Annotated in this window: 20 protein-coding genes; 15 read left to right on the forward strand and 5 right to left on the reverse strand. The window is 68.6% G+C overall.

Annotated elements, in window-relative coordinates; genetic code table 11:
* The first annotated feature begins 153 nt into the window (after positions 1–153).
* The 5 genes from U8D42_RS07675 to U8D42_RS07695 all read left to right on the forward strand — a co-directional run bounded on the left by U8D42_RS07675 (position 154) and on the right by U8D42_RS07695 (position 3,949).
* Entirely contained in the window at positions 154–756 is a 603-nt protein-coding gene (locus U8D42_RS07675) for a TetR family transcriptional regulator (protein ID WP_322860600.1), read from the forward strand.
* Positions 757–812: 56 nt separating this feature from the next.
* Positions 813–1,094: a phosphoribosyl-ATP diphosphatase gene (locus tag U8D42_RS07680; protein ID WP_322860601.1), complete on the forward strand. Its 282-nt coding sequence runs from the start codon at positions 813–815 to the stop codon at positions 1,092–1,094.
* A gap of 2 nt (positions 1,095–1,096) precedes the next feature.
* The gene (gene hisG / locus U8D42_RS07685; RefSeq protein WP_085239820.1) at positions 1,097–1,954 is read left to right on the forward strand and encodes an ATP phosphoribosyltransferase; all 858 of its coding nucleotides are present in this window, start codon (positions 1,097–1,099) and stop codon (positions 1,952–1,954) included.
* A gap of 115 nt (positions 1,955–2,069) precedes the next feature.
* A complete protein-coding gene (locus U8D42_RS07690) occupies positions 2,070–2,579 on the forward strand; it encodes a DUF4126 domain-containing protein (RefSeq protein ID WP_322860602.1) in 510 nt (169 codons plus the stop codon).
* Positions 2,576–3,949: an FAD-containing oxidoreductase gene (locus U8D42_RS07695; RefSeq protein ID WP_322860603.1), complete on the forward strand. Its 1,374-nt coding sequence runs from the start codon at positions 2,576–2,578 to the stop codon at positions 3,947–3,949. The genes U8D42_RS07690 and U8D42_RS07695 overlap by 4 nt, the downstream gene beginning before the upstream one ends.
* Before the next feature lie 77 nt (positions 3,950–4,026).
* Here the strand turns inward: U8D42_RS07695 and U8D42_RS07700 are convergent, their stop codons facing one another.
* Positions 4,027–5,322 (reverse strand): DEAD/DEAH box helicase, encoded by a 1,296-nt coding sequence (locus U8D42_RS07700; RefSeq protein ID WP_085239822.1) that lies wholly within the window; start codon positions 5,320–5,322, stop codon positions 4,027–4,029.
* Between the two features lie 244 nt (positions 5,323–5,566).
* A complete protein-coding gene (locus U8D42_RS07705) occupies positions 5,567–6,445 on the reverse strand; it encodes a RecB family exonuclease (protein WP_322860604.1) in 879 nt (292 codons plus the stop codon).
* A 73-nt stretch (positions 6,446–6,518) separates the two neighbouring features.
* Between U8D42_RS07705 and trmI the strand changes: the two genes are divergently transcribed.
* Positions 6,519–7,361, forward strand: a complete 843-nt coding sequence (gene trmI, locus U8D42_RS07710; protein ID WP_085239823.1) for a tRNA (adenine(58)-N(1))-methyltransferase TrmI — start codon at positions 6,519–6,521, stop codon at positions 7,359–7,361.
* A 24-nt stretch (positions 7,362–7,385) separates the two neighbouring features.
* On the opposite strand, the gene U8D42_RS07715 is transcribed toward trmI, so the two are convergent.
* Both U8D42_RS07715 and U8D42_RS07720 read right to left on the reverse strand, forming a co-directional pair.
* Positions 7,386–7,679 (reverse strand): DUF503 domain-containing protein, encoded by a 294-nt coding sequence (locus tag U8D42_RS07715; protein ID WP_085239824.1) that lies wholly within the window; start codon positions 7,677–7,679, stop codon positions 7,386–7,388.
* An 8-nt stretch (positions 7,680–7,687) separates the two neighbouring features.
* A complete protein-coding gene (locus tag U8D42_RS07720) occupies positions 7,688–8,281 on the reverse strand; it encodes a hypothetical protein (protein WP_322860605.1) in 594 nt (197 codons plus the stop codon).
* A gap of 310 nt (positions 8,282–8,591) precedes the next feature.
* On the opposite strand from U8D42_RS07720, the gene arc reads away from it, so the two are divergent.
* Positions 8,592–10,421, forward strand: coding sequence for a proteasome ATPase (gene arc, locus U8D42_RS07725; protein WP_085239965.1), 1,830 nt, complete (start codon positions 8,592–8,594; stop codon positions 10,419–10,421).
* A 94-nt stretch (positions 10,422–10,515) separates the two neighbouring features.
* On the opposite strand, the gene U8D42_RS07730 is transcribed toward arc, so the two are convergent.
* On the reverse strand, positions 10,516–11,157 hold the full coding sequence (locus U8D42_RS07730) for a hypothetical protein (RefSeq protein WP_322860606.1): 642 nt from the start codon (positions 11,155–11,157) through the stop codon (positions 10,516–10,518).
* Positions 11,158–11,465: 308 nt separating this feature from the next.
* Here U8D42_RS07730 and dop point away from each other — a divergent pair, with 308 nt between their 5' ends.
* From dop to tatA, 8 genes are all read left to right on the forward strand, one after another.
* A complete protein-coding gene (gene dop, locus U8D42_RS07735) occupies positions 11,466–12,974 on the forward strand; it encodes a pup deamidase/depupylase (RefSeq protein WP_090422253.1) in 1,509 nt (502 codons plus the stop codon).
* A 120-nt stretch (positions 12,975–13,094) separates the two neighbouring features.
* The gene (locus U8D42_RS07740) at positions 13,095–13,289 is read left to right on the forward strand and encodes a ubiquitin-like protein Pup (protein WP_068060237.1); all 195 of its coding nucleotides are present in this window, start codon (positions 13,095–13,097) and stop codon (positions 13,287–13,289) included.
* Positions 13,286–14,164: a proteasome subunit beta gene (gene prcB / locus U8D42_RS07745; RefSeq protein ID WP_322860607.1), complete on the forward strand. Its 879-nt coding sequence runs from the start codon at positions 13,286–13,288 to the stop codon at positions 14,162–14,164. Before U8D42_RS07740 ends, prcB begins: the two co-directional genes overlap by 4 nt.
* On the forward strand, positions 14,161–14,955 hold the full coding sequence (gene prcA / locus U8D42_RS07750; protein ID WP_322860608.1) for a proteasome subunit alpha: 795 nt from the start codon (positions 14,161–14,163) through the stop codon (positions 14,953–14,955). Before prcB ends, prcA begins: the two co-directional genes overlap by 4 nt.
* 180 nt (positions 14,956–15,135) lie before the next feature.
* On the forward strand, positions 15,136–16,494 hold the full coding sequence (gene pafA, locus U8D42_RS07755; RefSeq protein WP_090422251.1) for a Pup--protein ligase: 1,359 nt from the start codon (positions 15,136–15,138) through the stop codon (positions 16,492–16,494).
* A 194-nt stretch (positions 16,495–16,688) separates the two neighbouring features.
* Positions 16,689–17,693 carry a helix-turn-helix transcriptional regulator gene (locus tag U8D42_RS07760; RefSeq protein ID WP_322860609.1) on the forward strand — a complete coding sequence of 335 codons (1,005 nt, stop codon included), beginning with the start codon at positions 16,689–16,691 and terminating at the stop codon, positions 17,691–17,693.
* On the forward strand, positions 17,690–18,661 hold the full coding sequence (locus tag U8D42_RS07765; RefSeq protein WP_322860610.1) for a helix-turn-helix transcriptional regulator: 972 nt from the start codon (positions 17,690–17,692) through the stop codon (positions 18,659–18,661). Before U8D42_RS07760 ends, U8D42_RS07765 begins: the two co-directional genes overlap by 4 nt.
* Before the next feature lie 72 nt (positions 18,662–18,733).
* A complete protein-coding gene (gene tatA, locus U8D42_RS07770) occupies positions 18,734–19,015 on the forward strand; it encodes a Sec-independent protein translocase subunit TatA (RefSeq protein ID WP_322860611.1) in 282 nt (93 codons plus the stop codon).
* Position 19,016 lies beyond the last annotated feature (1 nt).

Genomic DNA, 19,016 nt, shown 5'->3' on the forward strand with positions numbered 1-19,016 from the left:
GTCAACAAGCCCTAAGAATCTGCAGTTCGTCGGTGTGTGCTGCATCACAGTAGCGTACTTGATAGGGACTTTCAATAGTGTAGAGTCACTCATCTGAGTTCGTCGTTGGACGGCATCATGGGGCTGGAATGTCGGATTGACGAAGGTGATGGCATGCCGTCAGCAAACACCGGTTCGCTGCGGGACCGGCGCCGGGCCGCGCTGCTCTCGCAGATTCAGCAGACCGCGCACCGGCTGTTCGCCGAGCGCGGCTTCGAGGCGGTGACGACCGAGGACATCGCGGCGGCCGCGGGGATTTCCATCAGCACCTACTTCCGGTATGCGCCGACCAAGGAAGGCCTGCTGGTCGATCCGGTCCGGGAGGCGGCCGCCGAGATCGTCGGTTCCTACAGCACGCGGCCGGCACACGAGTCGCCGGTCGAGGCGCTGATTCAGCTGTTTGTCACGCACGCCGAAGACGTCAGCGAAGTCGACGACCTCGATCTGTGGCGTCATGCCGTCGCGACCGCGCCCCACCTGTTGAGCAAATCCGTGCTTGTCAGCGAAACCGACCACCGCGAGCTGATCGAGCAAGTCGCACACCGGATGGGTGTCGATGCGGCAGCCGACATCCGGCCCGCGCTGTTGGTCCACACCAGTTTGGCCACAGTGAAATTCGTCCTCGATGGGTGGCTGACCGCGGATATCGTCGCGAGCCCGCCGTTTCACGTGCAATTGGAAGAGGCGTTGCGGATCACGCTCGCCGGATTCGACTGACCGGTCGGCCGAAAACGCCGCCGGAGCGAAACCGCCGTGACTTTGCTCGCCACCGCGTGAAACAATCGCTGGCCGTGAAGACCTTCGAGGATCTGTTCGCCGAACTCGGTGACCGTGCGCGCACGCGGCCGGCCGGCAGCGCGACGGTCGCCGCGCTGGACGGCGGCATACACAGGCTGGGCAAGAAGATCCTGGAGGAGGCCGGCGAGGTGTGGCTGGCCGCCGAGCACGAGCCCGACGAGGCGCTGGCCGAGGAGATCAGCCAGTTGCTCTACTGGACGCAGGTGCTGATGATCGCCCGCGGACTGTCCCTCGACGACGTGTACCGAAAGCTGTGACCATGCTGCGCGTTGCGGTCCCCAACAAGGGCACGCTGAGCGAGCCGGCCAGCGAGATTCTCTCGGAGGCGGGCTACCGCCGCCGCACCGATGCCAAGGACCTCACCGTCATCGACCCGGCCAACCAGGTCGAGTTCTTCTTCCTGCGGCCCAAAGACATTGCGATTTATGTGGGTTCGGGTCAGCTGGACTTCGGCATCACCGGGCGAGATCTGGTGCGCGACTCGGACGCGCCGGTCCGCGAACGGCTGGCGCTGGGCTTCGGGTCGTCGAGCTTCCGGTATGCCGGCCCCGCCGGGCGCGAGTGGACGACCGCCGATCTGGCCGGCAAGCGCATCGCCACCGCCTACCCCAATCTGGTCCGAAAAGACTTGGCGGAACGGGGCATTGAGGCAACCGTCATCAGACTCGACGGGGCGGTGGAGATTTCGGTGCAGCTGGGGGTGGCCGACGCCATCGCCGACGTGGTCGGTTCCGGGCGCACCCTGAGCCTGCACGACCTGGTGGCCTTCGGCGATCCGCTGTGCGACTCGGAGGCGGTGCTGATCGAGGGCGCCGATCCCGACGGTCAGGACGGGACTCGTGCGGCGCGCGATCAACTGGTGGCGCGGATCCAGGGCGTGGTGTTCGGCCAGCAATATCTGATGCTCGACTACGACTGCCCGCGGTCCGTGCTGGACCGGGCCACGTCGATCACGCCCGGCCTGGAGTCCCCGACCATCGCGCCGCTGGCCGACCCCGACTGGGTCGCCATCCGCGCGCTGGTGCCGCGTCGCGGCGTCAACGAGATCATGGACGAGCTGGCCGCCATCGGCGCCAAAGCGATTCTGGCCTCCGACATCAGGTTCTGCCGGTTCTGACCGAACGGGTGCGGAGCCCGCGGCTGTGTTAGCGTCCGCCTAGGGCTGCTTGCCCGTGTCACCCCCATGGGCCGTCATCCCTGCCGTTGCCGGGTCGTCTCCCAGGAGGGTCTTCGTGACACATGCGCTCATTCTGCTGCTGGCTTTGCTGATCGGTGTCGTCGCCGGGTTGCGCTCGCTGACGGCTCCCGCCGTGGTCGCCTGGGCCGCCTTCCTGGGCTGGATCGACCTGCACGGCACGTGGGCCTCCTGGATGGCCAACATCGTCACCGTCGTCGTGTTCACCGTCCTGGCCGTCGGTGAACTCATCAACGACAAGCTGCCCAAGACGCCGGCCCGCACCGCGCCACCGATCTTCGCCGCCCGGATCGTCATGGGTGGGTTGGCGGGCGCGGCCCTGGGCGCCTGGCCGCACTGGACCTTCTCCGCGCTCGGTGCGGGCGTCATCGGCGCCGTGCTCGGCACCGTCGCCGGCTACCAGGCACGCAAACGGCTGAGCGCCGTGGCCGGGAGGGACCTGCCCATCGCGCTGCTGGAGGACGCGGTCGCGATCGCCGGCGGACTCGCCATCGCTGCGGTGACGGGGCACGTGCTGACCGAATACCTGCTGACGGCCGTTAAGTGACAAAGCATTTCGATGCGATCATCGTCGGCGCCGGGCAGGCCGGCCCACCGCTGGCGGGGCGACTGACGGCCGCCGGGCAGCGGGTCGCGCTGGTGGAGCGCAAACTGATCGGCGGCACCTGCGTCAACACCGGGTGCATCCCGACGAAGACGCTGGTGGCCAGCGCGTACGCCGCTCACCTGGCCCGCCGCGGTGCCGACTACGGCGTGGTGACCGGGCCGGTCAGCGTTGACATGGCGAAAGTCAAGGCGCGCAAAGACGAAATCATGCTGGGCGACCGCAAGGGTGTCGAGGACTGGCTGGCGGGCATGGACGGCTGCACCGTTTTTCGCGGGCACGCCCGTTTCGAGGATCCGCACACCATCAGCGTGGAGGGCGACCTGCTGCGCGCCGACCGCATCTTCCTCAACGTCGGTGGCCGCGCCGTGGTCCCGGACATTCCCGGGCTGGCCGGCGTGGAGTTCCTGACCAATGTCTCGATTCTCGAACTCGACACACTGCCAGCCCATCTCGTCATCCTCGGCGGCAGCTACATCGCGCTCGAGTTCGCCCAGATGTACCGGCGCTTCGGGGCCCGGGTGACGGTCGTCGAAAGGGGTGCGCGCCTGGCGTCCCGGGAAGACGAGGACGTATCCGCCACCATCCGCGACATCCTGGAGGACGAGGGCATCGACGTCGTCGTCGGCGCCGATGACGTGCGAATCGCCAAGACGGACAGCGGGTTTGAGCTCACGCCGAGCGCGGGCGCCGCCCCCATCGCCGGCAGTCACCTGCTACTGGCCGTGGGCCGGCGGCCCAATACCGACGACTTGGGGCTGGACGCGGCCGGCGTGCGGACCGACGCCCGCGGTTACATCGTGGTCGACGACCAGCTCAAGACGAACGTCGAGCACATCTGGGCGATGGGGGACTGCAACGGCAAGGGTGCCTTCACCCACACCTCCTACAACGATTTCGAGATCGTCGCCGCCAACCTGCTCGACGGTGACCCGCGGCGCGTGAGCGACCGCATCACCACCTATGCGCTCTACATCGACCCACCGCTGGGGCGGGCGGGCATGACCGTTGCGCAAGTCCGTGCGTCGGGACGCAGGGCGCTGGTCGGCAAGCGGCCGATGACACGAGTCGGTCGGGCGGTGGAAAAGGGTGAGACGCAAGGCTTCATGAAGGTCGTGGCCGACGCCGACACGCGAGAGATCTTGGGGGCGGCAATCTTCGGCGTCGGTGGCGACGAGGCGATTCACGCCATCCTGGACGTGATGTCGGCCAAGGCGCCGTACACCACGCTGGCGCGGACCATGCACATCCATCCCACCGTCAGCGAACTCGTTCCCACCATGCTCCAGGAGATGACACCACTACCGGGCTAGTGGTGATCGCAAGCGGGGCCGTGGCGATCGCGAGCACCCTCAGCGGTAGCGGGGCGAAGCGGGTCGCCACCAACAAACTAGCGCGCGGTGGGTGCGGGCCGCCGGGACCGGCGTCGCCTGGTGCGTGCGCCGGACGGGCCGTGATGCGCGGCGGCGGCCGGTTGCGGCCGACGCGCCGCGACCGGCGCGGGAGCGACGGCCCGCCGGGGTGAGGCCTGGCCGGCCAGCGCTTCGATGACGGGGGAGGCCGCGGTGACCTGTTGGGGGACGGCGCGGATGGCGGCCTTGCGCATCATCGATTCGGTGTCGCGGCGTTGCTCGGGCAGCACGATGGTGACCACGTCGCCGGAGGCGCCGGCCCGGGCCGTGCGGCCGGACCGATGCAGATAGGCCTTGTGCTCCGGCGGCGGGTCGACGTGCACGACCAGCTCGATGTTGTCCACGTGCACGCCGCGCGCGGCGATGTCGGTCGCCACCAGCACTCGCGCGTCACCGGCCGCGAAAGCCGCCAGATTCCGGTCGCGCACGGACTGGGACAGGTTGCCGTGCAACTCGACCGACGCGATACCGGATTGGGTGAGCTGGCGGGCCAGCTTGCGGGCCTGGTGCTTGGTCCGCATGAAGAGGATTCGCCGGGAGTCTCCCGCGGCCAACCGGTGCACCAACTCCTTCTTGGCCTGCGGGCCGTCGACACAGAAGAGGTGGTGTGTCATGGCGGGTGTCACGGACTTCGGTTCGGCGATCGATCGGGTCACCGGGTCGCTGAGGAAGCGCTTCACCAGGGTGTCGACCGCCGCGTCCAGGGTGGCCGAGAAGAGCATCCGCTGGCCGTCCGCGGGGGTGGCCGCCAGGATGCGGGTAACGGTGGGCAGAAAGCCCAGATCGGCGAGGTGGTCGGCTTCGTCGATGACCGTCACCTGCACCGCGCCCAGGTTGACGAGGCGTTGCTTCATCAGATCATCGAGCCGGCCGGGGCAGGCGACGACGATATCGACGCCCGACCTCAGCGCGGCGACCTGCTTGTGCTGCGGCACCCCGCCGTAGATCGTCACCACGCGCAGGCCCCGTACCGCGGCAAGCGGCTGGATGGTCGCGGCGATCTGGGTCGCCAGTTCCCGGGTGGGCGCCAACACCAGGCCGGTCGGCCTGCCCGGCCGCCGATCGCGGGCGTCGAGCCGGCTCACCAGCGGAATCGAGAACGCGAGCGTCTTGCCGCTGCCGGTCTTGCCGCGGCCCAACACGTCGCGGCCGGCAAGCGTGTCCGGCAGCGTCTCGATCTGGATCGGAAACGGCCGGTGGGCACCGCCCTCGGCGAGGGCGTCAACCAGCGGCGGGCTCACCCCGAGGTGAGCAAAGGTTTTGTCTTCAAGCATCTTTCATGTCCTACAGCTTCGGTGGTAACGAAATTGCCCGTACGGCAACATCGATCGTCGCGACTCGAGGCTGTGCGGTGCGCACCTAAGTCATCTCGGACTCGGCGCCCCGCGGGGATCTGAGAAGAAATAACGAATCGATCACGACTTGCCGGCCAAGCCAATCGGCGGCCAACGTTGTCACGAGCCTACCCCATGCGCCGCCCGGGCGCTTACCGGGGCGTCGAACCGCCGGGAACCGACGTCACGCCGCGGGCTCCGCCGGATCCGAAACAGGTTGGGCGGGTGAGTAATCCGGCCAACCGGGGTAGGTCGGCGGGGTTCCCCCGAACAGCGGGCAGTGCTGCTGGTGGGGGCACCAGTCGCACAGCCGCGACTGGCTGGCACGGAAATCGCCCGTCTGCCCGGCGGATTGGATGGCGCGCCAGATCGCCATCAGGGTCTTCTCGAAGCGCAGTAGCTCGTCGTGGTCCGGCGAGTAGTCCAACACCTGCCCGTCGGCCAGATAGATCAGCCGCAGCCGGGTGGGCGGCACGCCGCGCGTGCGCAGCAGGGCCACCGCATAGAACTTCATCTGGAACATCGCTTTGAACTCCGCCAGGGCCCGCGCGGCCGGCGGCGCCTTGCCGGTTTTGTAGTCGACCACGCGCAGCTCTCCGGTAGCCGCGACGTCGATCCGGTCGATGAATCCGCGCAGCAGCGTGCCGTCGGCGAGCTCCACCTCCACGCGCTCCTCGCAGCACTGCGGGTCGAAGCGGGTCGGGTCCTCGAGCCGGTAATACCCGGACAGCAACGTGCGGGCCTCGGCCAGCAGCTGGCCGCGCTGCTCGCGATCGAACTCGCCGGCCAGGTCGGGCGCCGAGGCGATGACCTGGTCCCAGGCCGGCTCGAGCAGTGCCAGGGCGGTCTCGGGACCGCGCTGCGCGGAGGGCAGGCCGTAGAGCTGCTGCAGGGCGGCGTGCACCACCGAGCCGCGCAGTTGGGCGGCCGACGGCGCCTCGGGCAAGCGGTCGATCGCCCGGAACCGGTACAGCAACGGGCACTGCTTGAAGTCGGCCGCCCGTGACGGCGACAGCGCCGGCTTGGCGGCCGGCCGCGCGCGCTCCTGCAGCTGGTCGGTCATGCCCGCAGCGTAGAACCGGGTGCCGACAACCCCGAGCACCGCCGGCGGCGAGTCGGCTGGCACGCTAGACGGCGTGTCCGCAACCGGCCCGTTCACCGTCGGGGAACGCGTTCAGCTCACCGATGCCAAGGGCCGGCACTACACGATGTCGCTCACGCCCGGCGCGGAGTTCCACACCCATCGCGGCTCGATCGCACACGATGCGCTGATCGGGCTGGAGCAGGGCAGCGTGGTCAAATCCAGTAACGGCGCACCGTTTCTGGTGCTGCGCCCGCTGCTGGTCGACTACATCATGTCGATGCCCCGGGGTCCACAGGTCATCTACCCCAAGGACGCCGCGCAGATCGTGCACGAGGGCGACATGTTCCCGGGCGCCCGCGTGCTGGAGGCCGGGGCGGGCTCGGGGGCGCTGACCTGCTCGCTGCTGCGCGCCGTCGGGCCCGGCGGGCGGGTGGTCTCCTACGAACAGCGCGCCGATCATGCCGAACACGCCCGCCGCAATGTGTCGGTGTTCTTCGACGGGGCGCCCGCGAACTGGGAGCTGATCGTCAGCGACGTCGCCGACTCGGACCTGCCCGACGGCTCCTTCGACCGCGCCGTGCTGGACATGCTGGCGCCCTGGGAGGTGCTCGACGCGGTCTCGCGGCTGCTGATCCCCGGCGGCGTGCTGATGGTCTATGTCGCCACCGTGACGCAGCTGTCGCGGGTCGTGGAGGCGCTGCGGGCTCAGCAGTGCTGGACCGAGCCGCGGTCATGGGAGACGCTGCAACGCGGCTGGAACGTGGTCGGCCTGGCCGTCCGGCCACAGCACTCGATGCGCGGGCACACCGCGTTCCTGGTGTTTACCCGGCGGCTCGCGCCCGGCGTCGTCGCGCCGGCGCCCTTGGGCCGCAAGCGCGAGGGCCGCGACGGCTAGTTGTGCCAGCCACCAACGGTCGAGCTAGTCGTCGCTGCGCTGCAGCCCCCGCCGCACCGCGAGCAGCTCGAACTCCGGGTGCGCGGCCACCAGCCGTTCGGCCGCGTCCAGAACGTCGACCGCGTGGCTCCGGTCGCCGGACACCGTGGCCACCCCGATGCCCGCCCGTCGATACAGCTCCGGTGAACCCGTCTCGGCCGCCGACACGCTGAACTTGCGTCGCAGCTCGGCGACCACGGGGCGGATCACCGACCGTTTCTCTTTGAGCGATCGGACGTCGCCCAACAGCACGTCGAATTCGAGCCAGCCGACCCACATGCCGCGCGTCAACCGGGCGGACTCGTCGCCGGGGCGGGCGCCGGTGCCGGGGCGGGCTCCGGAGCCGGGGGCGGGTTGGGCGGCGGCACCGCCGGCGAACTGCCCAGCGTCAACAGCATCTCGGCGGTTCGCCGGGACAACTGCCAACCGCCTTGAAAGGGCGTGAATTCCATGGGGGAGTGGAAGCTGCCGTTCGCCGGCTGGGCCGTGTTGACGTCGATCGTCGCCACCACGTCGGAGGGGGTCTTGTCCGACCAGGCGATGTCGTGCGCGACGAAATTCATGGGCAGGTAGCCGTTGTCGCGCAACGCGTTGCTGAACTTGTCCAGGCTGGCGGCGCTCTCGGGGGTCGCGCCTTCGACCAGGCTCACCTTGTTGATACCGGGTACGTTCGGGTCGGCCAGCCGGGCCAAGATGTCGGTGAGGGCTTCGGGCGGCGGCAGCGGGGTAGTCGGAGAGACGACAACGGTGCTCGACGTGGCCGGCGCCGCAGCGGGCGCGGAGGAGGCGATCCTGGGTTGTTGATGCGACGAACATCCGGGGATCCCGACCGCCACCACCACGGTGGCGGCGCTCAACGTCGCGCGCAGGTGCCGGTGCATCCGGTCGATCAGGCGGGTCGCGGGGTCGGGGCGCTTTCCGGGGCGGGTGTCCGCCGCGCGGTGGAGCCAACGGGTGCAACTGAACTCACACCGCCGGTCGCCACGCCGGCGCCGGTCGTGCCGACTAAGCCCGTGGCGAGGCTTTTTGCGGTCACGGCGGCCCTTTCGATCGGCGAGATTAGTGGCCGAGGTTACCAGCGTGACGAAAATCTTAACTTTTCGTGGGTATTTGACTCCGCACATCATTGGCCAATCGCCGGTAGCTTTGAAGTATCCACCGCGCCAATTCGGTGTGGGAAAGGAGCGCAACATGGGTGGCTCAGAGCGTTCTGAAGCATTCGGTACCCCCAGCGAGTCGGGCATGTCCAGCGGCGATGCTGCCGAGTTGGAAGAATTGCGCCGCGAGGCAGCGTTGCTGCGCGAGCAACTCGAGCACGCGTCCGGGGCGCAGGGCGGCACCCGCTCGGCGCGCGACGTGCATCAGCTCGAAGCGCGCATCGACTCGCTGGCGGCCCGCAACTCGAAGTTGATGGAGACGCTCAAAGAGGCGCGCCAGCAACTACTTGCGTTGCGGGAGGAAGTCGATCGGCTCGGACAACCGCCGAGTGGCTACGGCGTGTTGCTGGGCGCACACGAGGACGACACGGTCGACGTGTTCACCTCGGGTCGCAAGATGCGACTGACCTGTTCGCCGAACATCGACGTCTCCTCGCTGCGCAAGGGCCAGACGGTCCGCCTCAACGAGGCGCTGACCGTCGTCGAGGCCGGCACCTTCGAATCCGTCGGCGAGATCTCGACGTTGCGCGAGCTACTGGCCGACGGGCACCGGGCACTGGTCGTCGGCCACGCCGACGAGGAACGCATCGTGTGGCTGGCCGAGCCGCTGGTCGCCGAGGACCTGCCGGAGGGGCACCCCGACGCGCTCAACGACGACAGCCGCCCGCGCAAGCTGCGGCCGGGCGACTCGTTGCTGGTTGACACCAAGGCCGGCTACGCGTTCGAACGCATCCCCAAGGCCGAGGTCGAAGACCTGGTCCTCGAAGAGGTGCCCGACGTCAGCTACTCCGACATCGGCGGCCTGACGCGCCAGATCGAGCAGATCCGCGACGCCGTGGAGCTGCCCTTCCTGCACAAGGAGCTGTACCGGGAGTACGCGCTGCGCCCGCCCAAGGGCGTGCTGCTGTACGGCCCGCCGGGCTGTGGGAAGACGTTGATCGCCAAGGCGGTGGCCAACTCGCTGGCCAAGAAGATGGCCGAGGTGCGCGGCGACGACGCGCGTGAGGCGAAGTCCTACTTCCTCAACATCAAGGGTCCGGAGCTGCTGAACAAGTTCGTCGGCGAGACCGAGCGCCACATCCGGCTGATCTTCCAGCGGGCGCGGGAGAAGGCGTCCGAAGGAACGCCGGTGATCGTGTTCTTCGACGAGATGGACTCGATCTTCCGCACCCGCGGCACCGGGGTCTCGTCGGACGTCGAGACCACCGTGGTCCCGCAGCTGCTGAGTGAGATCGACGGGGTCGAGGGGCTCGAGAACGTCATCGTGATCGGCGCCTCCAACCGTGAGGACATGATCGACCCCGCGATCCTGCGGCCCGGCCGCCTGGACGTGAAGATCAAGATCGAGCGGCCCGATGCCGAAGCGGCGCAAGACATCTTCTCGAAGTACCTGGTCGAGTCGCTGCCGCTGCACGCCGACGACCTCGCCGAGTTCGGCGGGGACCGCACCGCGTGCATCAAGGCGATGATCGAGAAGGTCGTCGAGCGGATGTACGCCGAGATCGACGACAACCGGTTCCTGGAGGTCACCTACGCCAACGGTGACAAGGAAGTCATGTACTTCAAGGACTTCAACTCCGGGGCGATGATCCAGAACGTCGTCGACCGGGCGAAGAAGAACGCGATCAAGTCGGTGCTGGAGACCGGGCAACCGGGTCTGCGCATCCAGCATCTGCTCGACTCGATCGTCGACGAGTTCGCCGAGAACGAGGACCTGCCCAACACCACCAACCCCGATGACTGGGCGCGGATTTCGGGTAAGAAGGGCGAGCGGATCGTCTACATCCGCACCCTGGTCACCGGCAAGAGCTCGAGCGCGTCGCGGGCCATCGACACCGAATCCAACCTCGGCCAGTACCTGTAAGGCTGTTCAGCCCACGCCGGCGCTCAAACCTGGCACACCACGCGCCGCGGTTTGAGTGCCGGCGAGGTGTTGCTAGCGGTCAGTCCGCCAAGCGTCAGCCGGTCACCAGCGAGTAGCTGTTGGTCAGGTTGTCCTGCAGCACCTGGGCCGCCCTGCTTCTGGTGTCCACCCGCAGCTCGTCGGTGAGCACCCGCGGCTGGTAGGTCCACCCGGCGGGCAGGTCGAGGCGGTCGGCGAGCCGCGGCAGGTCGGCCCGCGACAGGTTGGGGTCGGCGACCTGGCTCAGGGTCTGCATCACCCAGTGCTGTCCCTGCGGGTCGATGAGTTCGTAGATCTGCTCGCCGGCGTTGAAGACGAAGACCGTGTGGCGGTTGACCTTGTTGGGGATGTAGGGCGCCGGATTCATCGACGACAGCAGGACGGTGGCCTGCTGGATCATCTCGATCCCGCCGAAGCTTTTCGTCACCTGCGGACCCTGGGCTTCCTTTTCGATGGCGTTCATCAGCCAGTACCGGGGACCGTTCAGCAGGGCTGCGGCCACACCGTTTTCGGCGGCGATGGCATGCGGGTCCAGCGCGGACCACAGGTCGGCGGGGCAGTCGTTGAGCGGGAAGCTGTTGTAGACCGTTGCCTGCGGACCGGCCTCGCCGGCGGTCACGAGCAGCACTTCGCCGTAGCGTTTTCCGGCCAGATCGAGTGCGTGTTTGCCGACGTGGTCGGACTGGGGGGCGGACACACGGTGAAGTTAATCACTGCCGTCGGTGCCGTCAACAGCGGGCGCGGTGGGCGCGCCGGGGAAACGACGCCCCCGCACCGGTGGGTATCGCGTACGCCGCGGGCGTGGGCACCGAGCGTGGCGACGGCCACCGCCCGCCTCCTCAACGCCCCGCCGCGCGGGGCGCATCGTCGGCGGGCGGAGCTTGATTGCCTGCCTCCTCAACGCCCCGCCGCGCGGGGCGCATCGTCGGCGGGCGGAGCTTGATTGCCCGCCTCCTCAACGCCCCGCCGCGCGGGGCGCATCGTCGGCGGGCCTACGCTTAGGCCATGCAACGGATTATCGGGACGGAGGTCGAGTACGGCATCTCCTCACCGTCGGACCCGACGGCCAACCCGATCCTCACCTCGACCCAGGCGGTGCTGGCCTATGCCGCCGCCGCCGGCATCCAGCGCGCGAAGCGCACCCGCTGGGACTACGAGGTGGAATCACCGCTGCGGGACGCCCGCGGTTTCGATCTGAGTCGTTCGGCCGGCCCGCCACCGGTGGTCGACGCCGACGAGGTCGGCGCGGCCAACATGATCTTGACCAACGGGGCGCGGCTCTACGTCGACCATGCCCACCCCGAATACTCGGCGCCCGAGTGCACCGACCCGCTGGACGCGGTCATCTGGGACAAGGCCGGCGAGCGGGTCATGGAGGCCGCCGCCCGGCACGTCGCCAGCGTGCCCGGGGCCGCCAAGCTGCAGCTGTACAAGAACAACGTCGACGGCAAAGGCGCCTCCTACGGCGCCCACGAGAACTACTTGATGTCGCGGCAGACGCCGTTCTCGTCCATCATCGCCGGGCTGACCCCGTTTCTGGTGTCCCGGCAGGTGGTGACCGGCTCCGGCCGGGTCGGCATCGGGCCCTCCGGTGACGAGCCCGGCTTCCAGCTGTCCCAGCGCTCGGACTACATCGAGGTCGAGGTCGGCCTCGAGACCACGCTCAAGCGCGGCATCATCAACACCCGCGACGAACCGCACGCCGACGCCGACCGGTACCGCCGGCTGCACGTCATCATCGGCGACGCCAACCTCGCCGAGACGTCGACCTACCTGAAACTGGGCACCACGGCGTTGGTGCTCGACCTGATCGAAGTCGGCCCGGAACACGGCATCGACCTGAGCGACCTCGTTCTGGCCCGCCCGGTGCATGCGGTCCACGCGATCAGCCGCGACCCGTCGCTGCGGGCCGCGGTGGCCCTGGCCGACGGACGCGAGCTGACCGGCCTTGCCTTGCAACGGATTTACCTGGACCGGGTGGCCAAGTTGGTCGACAGCCGCGACCCCGATCCCCGCGCGGCCGACATCGTGGAGACCTGGGCGCAGGTGCTCGACCAACTCGAGCGCGACCCGATGGAATGCGCCGAGGTGCTCGACTGGCCCGCCAAGCTGCGCCTGCTCGAGGGTTTCCGGCAGCGGGAGAACCTGAGCTGGTCGGCGCCGCGGCTGCACCTCGTCGACCTGCAGTATTCCGACGTTCGGCTGGACAAGGGGCTGTACAACCGCCTTGTCGCGCGGGGTTCGATGAAGCGTCTGGTCACCGAGCACCAGGTGCTCGAGGCAGTGGACAACCCGCCGACCGACACCCGCGCGTACTTCCGCGGTGAATGCCTGCGCAGGTTCGGCGCCGACATCGCGGCGGCCAGCTGGGACTCGGTGATCTTCGACCTGGGCGGCGACTCGCTGGTGCGCATTCCGACGCTCGAGCCGCTGCGCGGCAGCAAGGCGCACGTCGGGGCGCTGCTGGACTCGGTGGACAGCGCCGCCGAACTGGTGGAACAACTCACCAGCTAAGCCGGTTAGACCGGGGAACGTCGGGGTTGACCGGTAGGGTAGAGAAATACCAGCGGGCAGTGTGGCTCTCAGGGACCAGGCAAGCCGCTGAACAAGTTCAGATGAAGCAGGAGGCCGGCGATGGCTCAAGAGCAGACCAAGCGTGGCGGTGGTGGTGGCGAGGACGACGACTTCGCCGACAGCACGGCCGCGGGCCAAGAGCGCCGCGAGAAGCTAGCCGAGGACACCGACGATCTGCTCGACGAGATCGACGACGTCCTCGAGGAGAACGCCGAAGACTTCGTCCGGGCATACGTCCAAAAGGGCGGACAGTGACCTGGCCCTTCTCCGATCGCCTGTCCACTAACTCCGCACTCCCGGCAAATCCCGCCGTAGACCTGTCATCCTTTGCTGACTTTCTGCGCCGTCAGGCGCCGGAGCTGCTGCCGACCGGCCTCGGCGGCGGCGCGCACGCCGATGGGGCCGGCTCGCAGCTGCCGCACGGGACCACCATCGTCGCCCTGAAATACCCCGGTGGCGTGGTCATCGCCGGGGACCGGCGTTCCACCCAGGGCAACATGATCGCCGGGCGCGACGTGAAAAAGGTGTACGTCACCGACGACTACACCGCCACGGGCATCGCTGGCACCGCGGCCATCGCGGTGGAGTTCGCCCGCCTCTACGCGGTGGAACTCGAGCACTACGAGAAGCTCGAGGGTGTGCCGCTGACGTTTGCCGGAAAGGTGAACCGGCTCGCGATCATGGTGCGCGGCAACCTGGCCGCGGCGATGCAGGGCCTGGTGGCCCTGCCGCTGCTGGCGGGTTATGACATCGACGCGGCCGATCCCGAGGGCGCCGGCCGGATCGTGTCGTTCGACGCCGCCGGCGGCTGGAACGTGGAGGAAGAGGGCTACCAGTCGGTGGGTTCCGGGTCCATCTTCGCCAAGTCGTCGATGAAGAAGTTGTACTCGAGGGTCGTCGACGCCGATTCCGCGGTGGGGGTGGCCGTCGAGGCGCTGTACGACGCCGCCGACGACGACTCCGCCACCGGCGGCCCCGACTTGGTTCGCGGTATCTATCCGACGGCGGTCACCATCGGCGCCGAAGGGGCGGCCGAGGTGCCCGAGAGCCGGATCGCCGAATTGGCCCGCGAGGTCATCCAGAGTCGCTCGCGCGCAGACACTTTCGGCCCCGACGGCGGTGAAAAGTGAGCTTCCCGTATTTCATATCGCCCGAACAGGCGATGCGCGAGCGCAGCGAGCTCGCGCGCAAGGGCATCGCACGCGGCAAGAGCGTGGTGGCGCTGGTCTACGCCGGTGGCGTGCTGTTCGTGGCGGAGAACCCGTCGCGGTCCCTGCAGAAGATCAGCGAACTCTATGACCGTGTCGGCTTCGCGGCGGCCGGCAAGTTCAACGAGTTCGACAATCTGCGCCGCGGCGGGATCCAGTTCGCCGACACCCGCGGGTACGCCTACGACCGCCGCGACGTCACGGGACGCCAGCTGGCCAACGTCTACGCGCAGACCCTGGGCACCATCTTCACCGAGCAGGCCAAGCCCTACGAAGTCGAGTTGTGCGTCGCCGAGGTGGCGCACTACGGCGAGACGAAACCGCCTGAGCTGTACCGGATCACCTACGACGGGTCGATCGCCGACGAGCCGCATTTCGTGGTGATGGGTGGCACCACCGAGCCGATCACCACCGCGCTCAAGGAGTCCTACGCCGAGAACGCGGACCTGCGCGACGCGACGCAGATCGCCGTGAAGGCGTTGCGGGCCGGCAGCGGGAACGGATCCAGCGAGGATCAGCCCTCTCCCGACGTGGGCAGCCTGGAGGTCGCGATCCTCGACGTCAGCCGGCCGCGACGAGCGTTCCGGCGGATCAACCGCGCCACCCTGGAAAGCTTGCTGCAAGACGGCGATTCGAAGCAGCCGGAAACCAACGGCGAAGCCCCGGAAACCAACGGCGAAGCCCCAGAAACCAACGGCGGCTCCGCGGGCTGAATCGGGCGGCATCGGCCCGGCCGGTGGTGTTCGCTCAGGGCGGAACGCTCGGCTGGCTGCGCGACGCCGACGTTGCCGGCCAGCGTTCTTGGCGGCCGAGACGCCTCGGCGTGAAACTCGTCGGACCCGTAGGCGCGGCTTCCGCACCGTCCCGGTCGGAGAACCAGTACCCTCGATTACGTGCAGCGGCGAATCATGGGCATCGAGACCGAGTTCGGTGTCACCTGCACCTTCCACGGACATCGGCGCCTGTCTCCGGACGAGGTAGCCCGCTATCTCTTCCGCCGCGTCGTGTCCTGGGGGCGCAGCTCCAACGTTTTCCTGCGCAACGGCGCCCGCCTGTATCTCGACGTGGGCAGCCATCCGGAGTACGCGACGGCCGAGTGCGACAGCCTGGTGCAGCTGGTCACCCACGACCGCGCCGGTGAATGGGTGCTCGAGGACCTGCTGATCGACGCCGAGCAGCGGCTCGCCGACGAGGGCATCGGCGGCGACATCTACCTGTTCAAGAACAACACCGATTCGGCGGGCAACTCCTACGGCTGCCACGAGAACTACCTGATCGTGCGGGCCGGTGAGTTCTCCCGGATCTCCGACGTGCTGTTGCCGTTCCTGGTCACCCGCCAGCTGATCTGCGGTGCCGGCAAGGTGCTGCAGACGCCCAAGGCGGCGACGTTCTGCCTGTCGCAGCGCGCCGAGCACATCTGGGAGGGCGTCTCCTCGGCGACCACCCGCAGCCGGCCGATCATCAACACCCGCGACGAGCCGCACGCCGACGCCGAGAAGTACCGGCGGCTGCACGTGATCGTCGGCGACTCGAACATGTGCGAGACCACCACCATGCTCAAGGTGGGGACCGCCGCACTGGTGCTGGAGATGATCGAGGCCGGCGTTCCTTTCCGCGACTTCTCGCTGGACAACCCGATCCGGGCCATCCGCGAGGTCAGCCACGACATCACCGGCCGGCGGCCGGTGCGGCTCGCGGGCGGGCGTCAGGCCAGCGCGCTCGACATCCAGCGCGAGTACTACAGCCGCGCCGTCGAGCACCTGCAGACTCGGGAGCCCAACGCCCAGATCGAGCAGGTCGTCGACCTGTGGGGCCGCCAGCTCGACGCCGTCGAGAGCCAGGACTTCGCCAAGGTCGACACCGAGATCGACTGGGTCATCAAGCGCAAGCTGTTCCAGCGCTACCAGGACCGCTACAACATGGAGTTGTCCGACCCGAAGATCGCCCAGCTGGACCTGGCCTACCACGACATCAAGCGGGGTCGGGGTGTGTTCGACCTGCTGCAACGCAAGGGACTCGCGGCGCGCGTCACCACCGACGAGGAGATCGCGGAGGCGGTCGACCATCCGCCGCAGACGACCCGCGCCCGGCTGCGCGGCGAGTTCATCAGCGCCGCCCAGGCCGCGGGCCGTGACTTCACCGTCGACTGGGTCCACCTCAAGCTCAACGACCAGGCCCAGCGCACGGTGTTGTGCAAGGACCCCTTCCGCGCGGTCGACGAGCGGGTCAAGCGGCTGATCGCCAGCATGTAGCCCGCCTGTTCCCTCAGTCACATCAGCCCCACCGGGGCAGGCCATGCTCGACGCGCGAACGTGATATCGCCGGCGCTATCAACTTTGCGAGGGCGGTAATGCCCGCCAGCTCGTGGCTGATGTGGCGCATGTGAAGGCTGCGACTTGCCCACCGGTGCAGGCGCCGGCGAGCCGCCGGTTATAACCTGATGCGAATGGCAACCTCGAAGGTCGAGCGGTTGGTCAATCTCGTCATCGCCCTGCTGTCCACCCGCGGGTACATCAGCGCGGAGAAGATCAGGTCCAGCGTGGCCGGTTACGCCGACAGCCCCAGCGCCGAGGCCTTCTCCCGCATGTTCGAGCGCGACAAGAACGAGCTGCGCGATCTGGGCATCCCGCTCGAGGTCGGCAGGGCGTCGGCCTGGGATCCCACCGAGGGCTACCGGATCAACCGCGACGCCTACGCGCTGCCGCCCGTCGAGCTCACCCCCGACGAAGCAGCCGCGGTCGCCGTCGCGACGCAACTGTGGGAATCGCCCGAACTGATCACCGCCACCCAGGGTGCGCTGCTCAAGCTGCGCGCCGCCGGGGTGGACGTCGACCCCATCGAGACGGGGCCGCCCGTGGCCATCACGTCACCGGCCGGCGTGCCGGGTTTGCGGGGTTCGGAGGAGGTCCTCGGAATCCTGTTGTCGGCCATCGATTCCCGGCAGGTGGTGCAGTTCCCGCACCGGCCGTCGCGGACCGAGCCGTACAGCATGCGCACGGTGGAGCCGTGGGGGGTCGTCACCCAGAAGGGACGCTGGTATCTCGTGGGACACGATCGCGACCGCGACGCCACCCGTACGTTCCGGCTCTCGCGGATCGGCTCCGAGGTCAGGCCGATCGGTCCGCCCGGAGCGGTCGTCGTGCCCGGGGATGTGGACCTGCGCCAGATCGTGGCCCGCACGATCGCTGAGACCCCGACCGGCGGGCAGGCGCGCGTGTGGGTCGCCGACGGGCGTGCGACCGCACTGCGGCGCGCCGGAAGGCCCACCGGCACGCGGGAAGTGGGCGGCCGCGACGGCGAGGTGATCGAAATCGACATCGGATCCAGCGATCGGCTGGCGCGCGACATCGCCGGCTACGGGGCCGACGCCGTCGTGCTCGAACCGCAGTCACTGCGCGAGGACGTGCTGGCCCGCCTGCGCGCCCACGTGGGCGGGGGCGAGCCGCAATGACCGCGATCTCGACGCGGTTGATCCGGCTGCTCAACATGGTGCCGTACTTCCAGGCCAACCCGCGGGTCACCCGCGCCAAGGCCGCCGCCGACCTCGGGGTGTCGGCCAAGCAGCTGGAAGAGGACCTCAACCAGCTGTGGATGTGCGGCCTTCCCGGCTACTACCCGGGCGACCTCATCGACTTCCAGTTCGCCGGCGACACCATCGAGGTGACGTTCTCCGCGGGCATCGACCGGCCGCTCAAGCTGACGTCGCCGGAGGCCACCGGTCTGCTTGTGGCCCTGCGGGCGCTCGCCGACATTCCGGGTGTGGTCGATCCCGAAGCTGCCCGCAGCGCAATCGCCAAAATCGAGGCGGCGGCCGGCGCCGTCGGGCACGACACCACCGGATCGGCGGCAGCGGTCGATCAGCAAGCACCCGCCGAGAGTCGCGCCGCGGCCGCGGTGCGCACCGCGGTCCAGGCCCGACACGCGCTGGCCATCGACTATTACTCCGCGTCGCACGACACCCTGACCAGCCGGATCGTCGATCCCATCCGGGTGCTGCTGATCGGCGGCCACAGCTACCTGGAGGCTTGGTCGCGCGAGGCAGAAGGGGTTCGGCTGTTCCGCTTCGACCGGATCGTCGACGCCACCGAGTTGGACGAGCCGGCGGCCGCGCCCGAACTGGCCGTCCAGGCGCCGCCGGACACCTCGCTGTTCGACGGCGACCCGTCCCTGCCGTCGGCGAGGCTCCGGGTCACGCCGTCGGCGTCGTGGATGTTCGAGTACTACCCGATGCGCGAGGTGCGGGAGTTGGCCGACGGATCGTGCGAGGCGGTGATGACCTATGCCTCCGAGGACTGGATGACGCGCCTGGTGCTGGGCTTCGGGTCGGCCGTGCGGGTGCTCGAACCGGAGTCGCTCGCACGACGTGTACGGGATGCCGCGGCGGCGGCGTGCGAGTCGTATCAGGCGCTTGCGCCCTGAGGCCACGGCGCGGGCGGCCCGGTGTATCGCCGCACTGCGGTAGCATCGGGTAGACGTCTGGAGGTAATCAAAGTGGGCAGTCTTAGTCCGTGGCACTGGGCGATCCTTGCGGTGGTGGTGATCCTGCTTTTTGGTGCCAAGAAGCTCCCCGATGCAGCACGTTCGTTGGGCAAGTCGATGCGCATCTTCAAGTCTGAGCTGCGCGAAATGCAGAGCGAGAACAAGTCGGAACCGTCCGCGTTGGACACGAACAGCGCGCCCTCCGCGGCGAACCCCACTCCCGTGCAGTCGCAGCGGGTCGACGCTCCGGCGGCGGCCCCCGAGCAGGGGCACTCTGAAGCACGCCCGGCTTAGC

Source organism: Mycobacterium europaeum, assembly GCF_034555895.2.
Lineage (GTDB): Bacteria > Actinomycetota > Actinomycetes > Mycobacteriales > Mycobacteriaceae > Mycobacterium > Mycobacterium europaeum.

Bases quoted from the DNA above. Each gene is read 5' to 3' on its own strand.
- U8D42_RS07675 (WP_322860600.1), top strand. From the start codon at position 154: ATGCCGTCAGCAAACACCGGTTCGCTGCGGGACCGGCGCCGGGCCGCG.
- hisG (WP_085239820.1), top strand. From the start codon at position 1,097: ATGCTGCGCGTTGCGGTCCCCAACAAGGGCACGCTGAGCGAGCCGGCC.
- U8D42_RS07700 (WP_085239822.1), bottom strand. From the start codon at position 5,322: ATGCTTGAAGACAAAACCTTTGCTCACCTCGGGGTGAGCCCGCCGCTG.
- U8D42_RS07705 (WP_322860604.1), bottom strand. From the start codon at position 6,445: ATGACCGACCAGCTGCAGGAGCGCGCGCGGCCGGCCGCCAAGCCGGCG.
- U8D42_RS07715 (WP_085239824.1), bottom strand. From the start codon at position 7,679: ATGTGGGTCGGCTGGCTCGAATTCGACGTGCTGTTGGGCGACGTCCGA.
- U8D42_RS07720 (WP_322860605.1), bottom strand. From the start codon at position 8,281: ATGCACCGGCACCTGCGCGCGACGTTGAGCGCCGCCACCGTGGTGGTG.
- arc (WP_085239965.1), top strand. From the start codon at position 8,592: ATGGGTGGCTCAGAGCGTTCTGAAGCATTCGGTACCCCCAGCGAGTCG.
- dop (WP_090422253.1), top strand. From the start codon at position 11,466: ATGCAACGGATTATCGGGACGGAGGTCGAGTACGGCATCTCCTCACCG.
- U8D42_RS07740 (WP_068060237.1), top strand. From the start codon at position 13,095: ATGGCTCAAGAGCAGACCAAGCGTGGCGGTGGTGGTGGCGAGGACGAC.
- U8D42_RS07760 (WP_322860609.1), top strand. From the start codon at position 16,689: ATGGCAACCTCGAAGGTCGAGCGGTTGGTCAATCTCGTCATCGCCCTG.
- U8D42_RS07765 (WP_322860610.1), top strand. From the start codon at position 17,690: ATGACCGCGATCTCGACGCGGTTGATCCGGCTGCTCAACATGGTGCCG.